Source organism: Leifsonia sp. 21MFCrub1.1 (assembly GCF_900107895.1).
In the GTDB taxonomy this organism is placed as follows: domain Bacteria; phylum Actinomycetota; class Actinomycetes; order Actinomycetales; family Microbacteriaceae; genus Leifsonia; species Leifsonia soli.
Genome location: NZ_LT629867.1, coordinates 3,375,805 through 3,388,206, shown reverse-complemented (window position 1 = coordinate 3,388,206; position 12,402 = coordinate 3,375,805). Strand labels below are relative to the sequence as shown.

The following is a 12,402-nucleotide window of genomic DNA, read 5'->3' as shown; positions in this document are numbered from 1 at the left end:
GCCGAAATGCCTCCGAGGTATCGGATGCGCTCGTCAGCGGTGTCCTGAAGCGGTAGGGCTGGGGGTCGCGGTGCCGCCTCCCGTCATTGTGGCGAGCTTCGCAGATTGAGAGACCGCGGAGGCCCACACGAACTCATCGTTGTCGCTGAAGACGTAGTACGTTGAGCCGTTCGGCATCATTGCTACCGTGATACCGCCGAAGCCCGACATGAACGGGACGGTGAACGGCGTCGTGAAGGCGGGGTCGTTCACGGAGCTGTAGTCCTTCGCCCAGACGCCCGCGTTGTACCGCAGGACGGTGCTCCCGGTTACCGGCAGCCCGCGATCGGCGGGGTTGCGCTGCAGCGCCGCATCGAGGAGCCCGGGGTGGAGCAGCTGAACGCCATGAACGGCCCCGTGCTGCGGCCCCATGAGCCTGGCGACTTTCGCGATCGAATCCTGGGTCCAGAACATTCCGTACCCGCCGAACGGTGCTCCCGTCGGCGAGTTGTCTGTGCGCAATGTCGTCAGGGAGTCCGGGCCGACGCCGGCCGGGATCAGTACTTCGTTGCACAGCATGCTGAAGATGTCGGCACGGGGACCCTCGTGTTGGCGAAGCAGGGCGTTCATGGCCTGCACGGCGAGGTACGAGTCGGACGTGTGGTAGACCCACGTTGTTCCTGGCGTGGCCGAGCGGGGGAAGGACAGCGCTGTCGCGGTTTTCTGCGTCTCGCTCTCGGCGGCGAAGAATGCGCTCATGGTGCTTCCGCCCTCATCGACTTCGTAGCCGGCGGAGGTGTAGTTTCCGGTCGCCATGTCGACCGCGTCCCGGATCGTGACGCCCTTCCACGCGGGCATTCCGGCCGCCTGTGGAATCAGCGCGGTGATCAACTCGTCTGCTACCGAAGGTCCGTACTTCTGGGCCAGCCGCAGTAGCGCCAGAGTGCCGAACGCAGTCTTGGCTGTTGAGTAGGAGGGCATCAGGACCTCGCTGCAGAACGGGTGCGGGCCTTGCCTGGTCGGGCAGTCGCCGACGTAGTTCACGCCGCCGTAGACGAAACCGAGCGTCGTGCGCGCCGATGGGGTGATGCCGGCGCCGAATGCCGAGGTGTCGATCCCCGCGGCAGGGTAGTCCGTCGCGAGCTGCGCGATGGGTCGCGTGGGGATGCGCGCAGCGAGCTCGGCGGCGAACCCGGCCCGGATTCGCTGCGCGCTCGCGACCTTCCCCTGGGTGAGGGTGGCGGGCAGCTGCCCCCACATGTCGAACTGGAAGTACTCACAGGTCTCGCTCGTGATCTGGTACCGCAGGAGGGAGGTCTGGTTGCGTGAGAACAGGAAGGTGATCAGCCCGTTGTGCACGCAGTTCGCGTTGCGCTCGATGAGGGAGAACGGGAGGGCGGCCCGGGTCAGTCTGCCGTCGCCGTTCTCCTGCCAGGCCCGGCCGACGCCGAGCGCGATGTTCCATGCGTCGTTCCCTGTGATCCGCACTCCGCGCTCAGCGGGAATCAGGTAGCTTCCCTTTTGCACGAGGGTGGCGGAGAAGTCGGGAAGATGCTTCACGGCGGCGATCGACGCGTAATCGTAGGGATCCCTGATCGCGCTGAAGCCACCGACCTCTCCCGCGTGCGAGACGGTCAGTGTGCCCTCGAAGGAGTTCCGGGGGTTCGCCGCATCGGCCGGCAGCCCGAATGCGCTGCTTGCAACGGTTCCCGCGGCGTCACCACTCTGCAGTTGCGCCGCTGTGAGCACCGTGCGGGAGACGGCGCCGTTCCCGCGCAGGTCGCCGAACCCCCGCGCTTCCGCTGCTGTCGCGCCTGTCGCGATCACAAGACTTGACCCGATGACAATCGCCGCCAGGCCGGCGACAAGTTGACGCACACGCATGTGATCCTCCTCGATCGATGTGTGGGCCTCAGCATGGGCGGTCGAGGGGATGCGCGTCCAAGACCTGTACTCTCTCTCGTCGATGCTTTCGCGGCATCAGAGTCAGTGCCGGCTCTGCGGATAGAGCACGGCGACGAAGGCGCCGAGGTCGGAAAGGCAGTGCTGGATGCGGGCGCCGGCGTAGTGCTTGTCATCCCAGACGCCGTAGAGAGTGATGGCGAGATCGCCGTCGGCAGTGCGGATCGGGGCGGTGTGTAACCCGTAGCGGGAATCGTCCGACAGGATGCAGACACCGCGGCCGGCCGCTGCGAGGGCGAGGGCGAGGGAGAGCGAGGTCGTCTCAATGGCCGGCGTGTACGACAGTCCGGCGCTCGTGACCGCGTTGTCGAACATCTGACGCACACCGTGCGCGCGGCTCATCACGATGAGCGGCTCCTGGACGAGCAGTTCGAGCGGCACGTTCGGCATGTCCGCGAGGGGATGCTCCGGGTGCATCTGTGCCCAGAGGTAGGCGTACCCGACGACCTCTGAGCGGAACTCTGCCGGAGGCACTCGAGTGCCGACCGCGAAATCCGCGTCTCCTCCGGCGAGTACGCCGTATACGTCCTGTGGCAGCGACTCCACGACATTCTGGATGGCGCCTCGTGCGCCTTGGGAGACGATGAACGGCGCGATGATGTCTGTCACCGTCGTGGTAGCCGAGGCGACAGTGAGGCCTGCGCCGCTTCCGGCGGCGATGGCCTTCGCTGTGAAGGATGCTCGGGCGGCGTGCGTCAGAAGATCACGCGCAATCGGAAGGAACGCCTGCCCGGCCGCCGTGAGGATCACTCCCCGAGGCACCCGCTCGAACAGTGTGAAGCCGAGATCGCGTTCCAGCCCGCGGATTTGTCGGCTCAGTGAGGGTTGCGCAACTCGCAGCTCGTCGGCTGCCGCATGCACGGTGCCGTGCTCGCACACGGCGACGAAATAACGCAACAGGCGCAGATCCAAGAGATACCTCCGGAGCATCGTTTGGGTGATAGTCAAGTATTGGCGAGTCTCGCTCGCATGTCCATACACTGTCCGTACTCCGCACCCCGGCGGAACATCTTCACAGTGAGGTGGACATGGACGTCACCCGAATCAAACGCGGTCGGCTCGCTGCCCTGGGCATCGCCGCCGCCGTCAGCCTCGCAGCCTTGTCCGGCTGCTCTCCCGCATCCAGCGGCACCGGCGCGGATGGCGGCGTGCTCACCGTCGCCGCCTCTGCTGCCGTCACGACCTGGGATCCGGTCGCATCATTCTCGACGGAGGCCCTCTATCTGGGCAACATCTACGAGCCGCTGCTCTGGAAGAACCCGGAGGGCTCCACCGAAGCATTCACTCCCGCGATCGCGGAGAAGTGGGAGACCAGCGCCGACGGCCTCACCTGGACCTTCCACATCCGCAAGGGTGTCACGTTTCACGATGGCGAGAAGGTCGACGCGGACGCGGTCGTCGGCAGTATCGAGGCCGCACGCAAGCGCGCCGGCGCCGCGTTCATCTGGGCTCCGCTGGACACCGTGACGGCCACAGACGCCTCGACCGTGGTGATGAAGCTGAAGTACTCGGCTCCCATGGACCTTGTGGCCGCCTCCACCTATGGCGCGTGGATCGTGGCGCCCAAGGCGCTCGCGGCGTCCGCCTCCAATGACAAATACTTCGAAAAGGGCATCGAGGCCGGCACGGGTCCGTTCACGCTCAAGGATTACGAACCAGGGAAGAAGGTCGTGCTCCAGGCGTACAACAAGTACTGGAACACGAGCAAAGCCCCGCACTACAAGATCGTCGACATCTCGATCACACCCGACGCTGTGACTGCACAGCAGATGCTCACGGCGAAGGAGGTCGACTTCGCCACCACGCTTCCGCTGGAGAACGTCGACTCCGTTGCCAAGCAGGTAGGCGGAGAGGTGCGCGCGGCGAACTCGCCGTTCAACTACCTCGCGTATTTCAACACGACCCGCGCTCCGCTGAACGATCCGAAGGTACGACAGGCGCTCAGTTACGCGGTGCCGTACAAGGACCTCATCGACGTGGGCGTGCAGGGTTACGGCACCCAGTCGCACGGGCCGGTGCCGAAGGGTATCTTCCCGTACAGCGATCAGGTCCCGCAGTACAAACAGGACCTGGAGAAGGCGAAGGCGCTGCTCGCCGAGTCCGGGCACGCCAGCGGCTTGACTCTGAACCTGACGTACGCGTCGGAGAACCCTGCCGAGGCCCGTTTCGTGCCGCTGATCAAGGACGCCTTCGCCAAGATCGGCGTCACCCTGAACGTCACGGCCGAGCTGTTCAACCAGCAATGGGAGAAGGCCAAGGCGGATCCGGCGAACGCGCAGGACATCTTCGTCGTCTACTACTGGCCGACGTACAGCGATGCCGGGTCCGACAACCTGAACTCGCTGTTCCACTCCTCGGACAAGCCGTTCTTCAACCTCAGCTACTGGAAGAACGCCGAGTACGACGCGCTGGTGGACAAGGCCGGCACCCTCACCGGAAGCGACCGGGCCGCGGCCCAGGCCACCTACGAGAAAGCGATGGACCTGCTCGTGAAGCAGGCGCCCGGACTGTTCTTGTTCGACGCCCAATCGGTCACGATCGTCCCGAAGGATCTGAAGGTCCAGAAATTCAACGAGAACTATCCCTTCACGACCTTCTTCGCTCCGATCGCTCCGGCCGCCTGACCAGAACGGACCGGTGGGGGCGGGTATGTCCCGCCCCCAGCGTCGCACACCCCTGGAAGGAGGTGCTCCCATGACACGGCTCATCATCCGCCGAGTCGGATCTGCGCTGCTCGTGCTCCTCGTGATCACGCTGGTGGTCTTCATCCTCTCCCGCGTCATCCCGTCCGACCCGGCTGTCGTCTACGCCGGCCCCAAGGCTCCGCCGGAGGAGCTCGCCCGCATCCGCACCCGACTGGGCTTCGACCGCCCCCTGCCCATCCAGTATCTGGATTACCTGTGGGGTCTCGTCACTGGGAACTGGGGCGACTCGCTCTCGACCAAGCGCCCCGTGCTCCTGGAGCTGGGGACGCGGCTGCCGGCCACCCTCGAGCTGCTGTTCGCGGCCATGCTCTTCGCAACGGTCTTCGGCATCGTGCTCGGTGTGGTCGCCTCCAAACGCCCCGGGGGTGTGGCTGACGGCGCCATCCGCATCCTCTCGATCGGAGGCGTCTCGATGCCGGCCTTCTGGCTCGGATTGCTGCTCCAGGTCCTCTTCGTCGGCCAGCTGCACCTTCTCCCGGCGACTGGTGCCTTCTCGACCCAAACGCAGTACCTGCACCCGATCGCGAACGTCACCGGCTTTCCCCTCTTTGACAGCCTCATCACGGGCAACTTCGTGGCCTGGGGCGACGGCATGACGCACCTCATCCTGCCGGCGCTCACGCTCGCCGCTTACCCGCTCGGCCTCATCGCGCGGATGACCCGGGCATCGATGCTCGAGGTCCTCGGCCAGGACTACGTCTTCACGGCCAACGCGTACGGGGTGCGCTCGTTCATGGTGCGCTGGCGGCTGGCTTTGAAGAACGCCTTGCCGCCGTCGATGACGATCATCGGGCTCGCCGCGGCCTACGCGCTGACCGGCACCTTCTTCGTCGAAGTGGTCTTCAACTGGCCCGGAATCGGGCAGTTCGCCAGCACCGCGATGCTGTCTGTCGACTATCCGTCGATCATGGCGATCACCCTGCTCGGCGCGTTCGGGTACCTGGTTGCCAACCTCGCCGTGGATCTCGTGCAAGCACGACTCGACCCGAGAGTGAGGGCGTCATGACCACGACCCCGACCATGACCAGCGCCACGGCCGCACTCCGCCCGGCCGCCTTCTCCGCACGCGATACCGGGCTGAGCCGCTTGATCCGGGTGCTCCGCACCGACTGGCTTGCCGCGGCCGGCCTCGCCATCGTCCTTCTCGTGATCGTCTTGGCCGTGTTCGGCCAGTGGATAGCGCCCTTCCCGGCCCAGGGCCTCGGGGAGACCAGTGCTGCCACTCGCAACCTCGCCCCCAGCGTCGCTCACGTCCTCGGCACGGATCAGCTCGGCCGCGATGTGCTCAGCCGTATCATCATGGGCGCGCGACCCGCGCTCGTCATCTCGCTCGTGGTCGTGTTCATCGCCGCGGTGATCGGCATCCCTCTCGGCGCCATCGCCGGGTACCGCGGGGGCTGGCTTGACGACGTTCTGATGCGCGTGACCGAGGTGTTCCAGGCTTTCCCGCCGCTGCTGCTGGCGATGGTGACCGTCGCCATCCTCGGTCCCAGCCTGTTCAACGCCGGCCTCGCGCTCGCCATCGCGTGGTGGCCCTGGTATGCCCGACTCGTGCGGGCCGAGGCGCGCTCCCTGCGCGATCGCCCATTCGTGGAGGCCGCACGGGCGATCGGTGTCCCGGCCTGGCGCATCGTCAGCGTCCACATCCTGCGAAACTGCATGACACCGGTGCTGGTTCAGGCGACCGTCGACATCGGCGCCGTCGTGCTCGCCGCCGGATCGCTGGCCTTCCTCGGTCTCGGCGCACAGCCCCCATCTCCGGACTGGGGGCTCATGGTGGCTGAAGGGCGCGGACAGATCTTCACGTACTGGTGGATCTCGACGTTCCCCGGCCTCGCGATCTTCGCCACGGTCCTGGGCTTCAACCTGATCGGCGACGCGCTGCGCGACCTGTTCGACCCTCGGCAGGTGAAGCGATGAGTGAAACGATCAGTGAAGCGATGACCGACCTGCTTCTCGTGGAGGATCTGGAGGTCGCGTTCGCAGAGCGAGGCCGGATCACCAACCGTCCCGTCCGCGGTGTCACCTTCTCGATCGCGCCGGGAGAGATCCTGGGTGTCGTCGGCGAGACCGGCTGCGGCAAGAGCCTGACCGGACTGGCCGTGCTCGGCATGCTGCCCGAGGGCGCACGCCCGTCCGGGCGGATCGTGCTCGATGGCACCGAGCAGGACTTCTCCGCCCCGTCCGCGGCACGCGGCGATGTCGTCTCGATCGTGTTTCAGAACCCCGGCACGGCCTTCAACCCCGTCTTCACCCTCGGGGACCAGTTGCGTGGGGTGCTCCGCCGCCACCGTCGGATGAGCCGGGCCCAGGCCAAGGAGCGGATCCTCGACTACCTGGGCCTTGTCGGGCTCCCGGACCCCAGCCGCGTCTATGGCAGCCACCCGCACGAGCTCTCCGGCGGAATGCTGCAGCGCGTGATGATCGCGATGGCGCTTCTTTGCGAACCGCGCCTCCTCATCCTCGACGAGCCGACGACGGCACTGGATGTGACGATCGCGCGACAGATCCTGCAGCTCGTGCTGTCCCTGCGCGAACGCTTCGGTTTTGGCGTGCTGCTGATCACCCACAATCTCGGTGTGGTGCAGGAGATCTGCGATTCGGTAGCGGTCTTGTACGCAGGTCGCGTGATCGAGCAGGGACCTGCGGCGGAGGTGCTGCGCAACCCGGCGCATCCCTACACCCGTGGTCTGATCGGCGCGCTGCCGTCGCGGCGTCAACCCGGTCAGATGCTCGATGCGATCGCCGGATCGGTGCCGGCGAACCTGCTGGGCATCACGGGCTGCGCCTTCGCCGATCGCTGTCCGGCCGTGCAAGCCCGCTGCCGAGCGACGGATCCGGCCCTGGAGCCCGTCGCCTCGATGCACGAGGCGGCATGCCTGAGAGTTGGAGAGCTGTGAGCACCACCCTGGACACCACGGACGTCGACGCCCTCGTCGTCGAGCACATCGTCAAGGTCTACCGCACACGCAAGTCAGAGACCCGGGCGGTGGACGATGTGAGCTTCCGGATCCGCACCGGGACCACATTCGGCCTGGTCGGCGAGTCGGGGTCGGGCAAGAGCACCATCGCCCGTTGCGCCCTCAACCTCATCGCTCCAACGTCCGGTCGATCCCTCATAGCTGGGGAAGATCCTGCGAAGCTCCACCGGGGCGCGTTGCGACGACTCCGGGCACAGACGGGGATGGTCTTCCAGAACCCCATCATGGCGCTCGATCCGCGCATGCGCATACGAGACATCGTGGCCGAGCCGCTGCGCACCCACACCCGGCTGAGCCGTGCGGAGATCCGGCGGAAGGTCGAGGAGCTCCTCGACGAGGTGGGACTTGCGGCGGTGCACGGCGATCGGCTGCCGCATCAGCTCTCGGGAGGCCAGTGCCAGCGCGTCGGCGTCGCGCGGGCGATCGCAACGGGCCCGCGCCTGGTGGTGCTCGACGAGCCCACCAGCGCGCTGGACGTGTCGGTGCAGGCGCAGGTGCTGAATCTCCTGCAGCGGCTCAAACGCGAGCGCGACTTGAGCTACCTGCTCATCTCCCACGACCTCGATGTCGTGCAGTACATGAGCGACGACGTCGGCGTGATGCGCGGCGGCTCCCTCGTGGAGACGGGGCGAGCTCAGGATGTGCTGACGTCACCGGCCCACGACTACACACGTCGCCTACTGGCCGCCATGCCTGCGGCTCCCGGGATTGCACAGCTGGATAGGAAGGACCTCCCCCCGGATCCGGGCACCACGACCCCTACCGCCCGAGACGAGATGAGAGTGCTGCGATGACCCGCCTCACGATTGAACAGAGCACGACCCGGCCGCCTCGCTACCCTGGGGTCGCGGAGGAGCTCGACCTCGATAGCTGGCAGGATGTGCCGCACAGCCAGTGGGCGTTCGCCCACGTGAGTGAGCTGGTTCCCACCGCCACCATCGGCCATCGCACCAGGGCAGACTCCGGGGTGGACGCACTGACCGCGCTGGACGGCGTGGCCGATCTGCGGGCGATGCTCGCGGATTCTTGGACCGACGCCTTTCTGGTGCAACGGGATGGCAGAACGATTGCTGAGTACTATCGTCCCGGCTTTGCGCCAGACGACCGCCACCTGCTCCAAAGCGTGTCGAAGTCCATTTGCGGGATCCTGGTGGGAACGCTCGTCGATGACGGGTTGATCGACGTGGGACGAACCATGGCGTCGTACGTCCCCGAACTCGACGGTTCCGCGTATGGCGACGCGACTGTGCAGCAGGTGCTCGACATGACCGTCGCGGTCGAGTACGAAGAGGAGTACCGCAACCCCGAGTCGCATATGCAGGCTCAGGACCGCATCGCCGGGTGGCGTCCTCGTCGCGACACCGATCCGGCGGACACGTACGAGTTCCTGCGAGGGTTGAAGGCCAACGGCATGCACGGCCGGCGCTTCCAGTACTGCTCCGCCGACACGGATGCCCTGGCATGGCTGGTGGAGGCGGTGACCGGTGAACGCTATCCCGTCGTTCTCGCGGCGCGCGTTTGGGAACGGCTGCGTTGCGCGCAGGACGCCACGATCACCGTTGACCCGTCGGGATTCGCCTCCGCCAACGGCGGCATCTCCTGCACAGCAGCCGACCTCGCCCGTGTCGGCTGGCTGATGCTCGGCGGCGGCACCATCGAAGGCAGGCGCGTCGTGTCCGAGGAGTGGGTGCGGCAGACCATGGCCGGGGGAGACCGCGACGTCGCGCGCAACCTCCTGATCCAGCGCGAATTCCCACGGGTCTCGTACCGCAATCAATGGTGGTCGACCGGCAACGACCGCGGGAACGTCTATGCGGTCGGCATCCACGGGCAGTACATCTGGCTGGATCCGCAGACCGGAACCGTGATCGTCAAGTTCTCCTCGGCACCCGATCCCGTCTCCGCCGCGGGCAACGAGATCCATGCGCGTCTGTTCAGTGGGGTGTGCGCCGCGCTGCCTCGGTGACGGTCTGCAGTGGTGGTAGCGGGACAGCGGGATGTCGCTAGGCCGTGTTGACTGACGCGGAAGGATTCTCGTTTACGAGACCCGCTTCGCTGAGCCGCCAGACTCGCAAGGCGAAGTGGATGTCTGCGCTCCACGGAGCTCGGCGCCAGTTCGGACCGAGCAAGGCGTCGATGCGTTCGGCCCGTTGGCGCACGGTGTTCCGATGGAGGAAGAGCCTGGTGGCCGTTGACTCCAGGTGAGTCCCGCATTCGAAGTAGGTCCATGCGGTGAGGCGGAGTTCGCTGGAGTGCGTTTCGTCGTATTCGGTGAGGGGCCCGATTGTTCGCACCAGCATCGCGTCGACGGTCGCGCGGTCGGTGCCGCTGAGGAGCAGCCCGGCGAGTCCCAACTGGACGGCGTCGGCGTATCCGCTGCGCCAGCCCAGAGCGACTTCGGCGGCGAGCACCCGGTGGGCCTGATGGTGAGCGCCGGCGATGAACTCGCTGCCGTCAGCGTGACCGATCCCGATCAAGGGGGACATACCCTCGGTCTGGAGCGCAGCAATCAATTCGTTCGACAGAGCGTGCACGACGTGGGATTCCGCGGGACTCCCCAGGATCACACAGACCTCCGAGCCGTGGAGTGAGACGACGGCTGGCCGGTCCCGAATCGCAGCACGCGTGGTGTTCAGGGCTTGATATCGCTCGGTGGGGCTCGTGGCGATGGCGAGGACTGCCGAGGGTTCGGTAGCCGCGATCCCATACGATTGCGCCGCGGCGGTGAGCGCATGGCGGTCTCCGGACCTGTCTGATACCAGGTCGTCGAAGAGGGCCGATTGGGCCCGGTTGTACGCATCGATCAGGCTGCGCTCGAAAAGCATGATGGCGCCGACAAAGGTGGCGGCACGCTCGAGCAGCTGGCCCTCGATCTGCTCCACCGGGCCTCGTGCGACGAGGGTCGCAATGTGCTCGTCGCCTGAGGTGACGGACACGACGACGTACGGTCTGCGGTCCCAGCGGACGCCAACGGAGCGGCCGCTTTGCGTAGAGCTTGCGACCGCGGCCCGAACCTCCCAATGATCGAACGCCTGGCGCGGGAGCAGCGGCCGTCCTGCGACCAGTCGGCCTCGTGCGTCATGGATCCCGACAGCCATGTGGACAGCCTCGCTCAGGGTCTCGGCCACCCCGGTCAGCCCGGTCGGTGCCACCAAGCTCTGCACCATCTGATCGTCGAGGCGAAGCACCTTCTCAACGCGGTTCAACCGTTCCTCCCCCTGGCCCTCAGCACTCTTCACCTCCGTTGCCAGTGCTGCGTTCTCCGCGACCAACCTCGATTGCTCTACCGCGATCGCTCCGAGCTCAGCCATACGCTCCAACGCCTCGACAGCGCCGCGGGGGAAGTGGGTCGCAGTGCGATCGGCCACGAGCAGCCCGCCGATCACGCGGCCTCCTACGCGAAGCGGCGCCCCCATGATGGCGACGACACCCTCCTCTCTGACGATTTCGTCGATGTCCGGAAGATGATTCATGTCCGAGTCGGAGAGGTAGTCCGCCGTCTGCACCACGGCACCTCCGGCGGCGACCGCACCCAGCACACCCGTTCCGAGCGGCATCCGGATGCTCCGGTAGGCTTCCGTCCGAACTCCGTCGGTCACGTGGATGTAGGTCTCACCGGCAGCGAGGTCATTCAGGCTCAGGTAGGCCATGTCGGTGCCGAGGAGTCGGCGCGTGTGGCGCACGATCGCCCGTGAGACGAGAACGCCATCTCTCACATTCGCGATGTCCGAGGCGGCCTCGCGCATGGCGCGCAGAACGGCAGCGGTCGAGGGCGAGCTGCTTTGGTTCGGGCGTTCCACCCGAGCATCGTAGCGTCCGCATGGCACAGTCGGCCATCCATTACAGCTTTTAATATGCCATCGAGCCATAGCGATATCTCTTCGAGCGCGGGAGGGTTGCACAACCGCACGTCGCGGTGGCCCTGAACCGACCAACAAGCAACGGAGGTTGTTGTGACTGAAATGCGCGTTCACGTGCTGTCCACCGGTGTCATGGAGACAGACCTGACCTGGCTTCTCCTCAAAGGGGGTCGGACGATCCGCGACCGATTCCACAAGGACGACCCCGTTGTGTGGGGTGACTGTCCCACTCACGCAGTCCTGATCGAACACCCCGAAGGGCGGATCTTGTGGGACACCGGGGTCCCACGCGACTGGGAACAGCGGTGGGCGCCGACAGGTTTCCAAGACTTCTTCCCTGTCCGTGAACCCGTCGACGGCCCCGGATACCTGGACAGCTCGCTCGCACAGCTCGAGCTCACCCCCGATGACATCGACCTCCTCGTCCTCTCGCATCTCCACTTCGACCATGCGGCCAACGCGAAGATGTTCGACAACGGCAAGACCCGTATCGTCGCCAACCACACCGAGATCTCCGAAGCCCTGAAAATCGAGGGCTACTCCCAGGGCGCGCACATCGTCGACGACTACCGCGACCTCCCTCTTGAAGGGATCAGCGGCGATGTGGAGATCGTTCCCGGCGTGAGCGTGATCGAGACTCCCGGGCACACCTGGGGGACCATGTCGCTCAGGGTCGACCTCGAGAACGAGGGGACGAAGATCTTCACCTCGGATGCGGTGTACCTGGCCGACAGCTTCGGGCCACCCGCGGTGGGCGCGGCGATCGTGTGGGACAACCTTCGCTGGCTGGAATCGGTCGAGAAGCTCCGCGGAATCGCAGATGCCACCGGCGCTGAGGTCATCTTCGGTCACGACGGTGAGCAGGCGAAGACGCTCCGGTATGCCCCCGACGGCTTCTACAACTGAGCGGAATGG

At 66.0% G+C, this 12,402-nt stretch carries 10 protein-coding genes; 7 read left to right on the top strand and 3 right to left on the bottom strand.

Annotated elements, in window-relative coordinates; all coding sequences use genetic code 11:
• Positions 1-33: 33 nt before the first annotated feature.
• Entirely contained in the window at positions 34-1,863 is a 1,830-nt protein-coding gene (locus BLW09_RS15915) for a hypothetical protein (protein ID WP_157696973.1), read from the bottom strand.
• A gap of 102 nt (positions 1,864-1,965) precedes the next feature.
• Positions 1,966-2,922 carry a LysR family transcriptional regulator gene (locus tag BLW09_RS15910; RefSeq protein WP_089914933.1) on the bottom strand — a complete coding sequence of 319 codons (957 nt, stop codon included), beginning with the start codon at positions 2,920-2,922 and terminating at the stop codon, positions 1,966-1,968.
• Positions 2,923-2,969: 47 nt separating this feature from the next.
• Here BLW09_RS15910 and BLW09_RS15905 point away from each other — a divergent pair, with 47 nt between their 5' ends.
• From BLW09_RS15905 to BLW09_RS15880, 6 genes are all read left to right on the top strand, one after another.
• Positions 2,970-4,565 carry an ABC transporter substrate-binding protein gene (locus tag BLW09_RS15905; protein WP_089914930.1) on the top strand — a complete coding sequence of 532 codons (1,596 nt, stop codon included), beginning with the start codon at positions 2,970-2,972 and terminating at the stop codon, positions 4,563-4,565.
• Between the two features lie 70 nt (positions 4,566-4,635).
• Positions 4,636-5,652 carry an ABC transporter permease gene (locus tag BLW09_RS15900; RefSeq protein ID WP_089914927.1) on the top strand — a complete coding sequence of 339 codons (1,017 nt, stop codon included), beginning with the start codon at positions 4,636-4,638 and terminating at the stop codon, positions 5,650-5,652.
• Positions 5,649-6,566: an ABC transporter permease gene (locus BLW09_RS15895; RefSeq protein WP_197682030.1), complete on the top strand. Its 918-nt coding sequence runs from the start codon at positions 5,649-5,651 to the stop codon at positions 6,564-6,566. The genes BLW09_RS15900 and BLW09_RS15895 overlap by 4 nt, the downstream gene beginning before the upstream one ends.
• Positions 6,563-7,546, top strand: coding sequence for an ABC transporter ATP-binding protein (locus BLW09_RS15890; protein WP_089914924.1), 984 nt, complete (start codon positions 6,563-6,565; stop codon positions 7,544-7,546). The genes BLW09_RS15895 and BLW09_RS15890 overlap by 4 nt, the downstream gene beginning before the upstream one ends.
• Positions 7,543-8,421, top strand: coding sequence for an ATP-binding cassette domain-containing protein (locus BLW09_RS15885; RefSeq protein ID WP_197682029.1), 879 nt, complete (start codon positions 7,543-7,545; stop codon positions 8,419-8,421). The genes BLW09_RS15890 and BLW09_RS15885 overlap by 4 nt, the downstream gene beginning before the upstream one ends.
• A complete protein-coding gene (locus BLW09_RS15880; protein ID WP_089914919.1) occupies positions 8,418-9,593 on the top strand; it encodes a serine hydrolase domain-containing protein in 1,176 nt (391 codons plus the stop codon). The genes BLW09_RS15885 and BLW09_RS15880 overlap by 4 nt, the downstream gene beginning before the upstream one ends.
• Positions 9,594-9,630: 37 nt before the next feature.
• Here the strand turns inward: BLW09_RS15880 and BLW09_RS15875 are convergent, their stop codons facing one another.
• Positions 9,631-11,427: a helix-turn-helix domain-containing protein gene (locus tag BLW09_RS15875; protein WP_172824230.1), complete on the bottom strand. Its 1,797-nt coding sequence runs from the start codon at positions 11,425-11,427 to the stop codon at positions 9,631-9,633.
• A gap of 162 nt (positions 11,428-11,589) precedes the next feature.
• Between BLW09_RS15875 and BLW09_RS15870 the strand changes: the two genes are divergently transcribed.
• Positions 11,590-12,393: an N-acyl homoserine lactonase family protein gene (locus tag BLW09_RS15870; protein ID WP_089914913.1), complete on the top strand. Its 804-nt coding sequence runs from the start codon at positions 11,590-11,592 to the stop codon at positions 12,391-12,393.
• Positions 12,394-12,402: the final 9 nt, after the last annotated feature.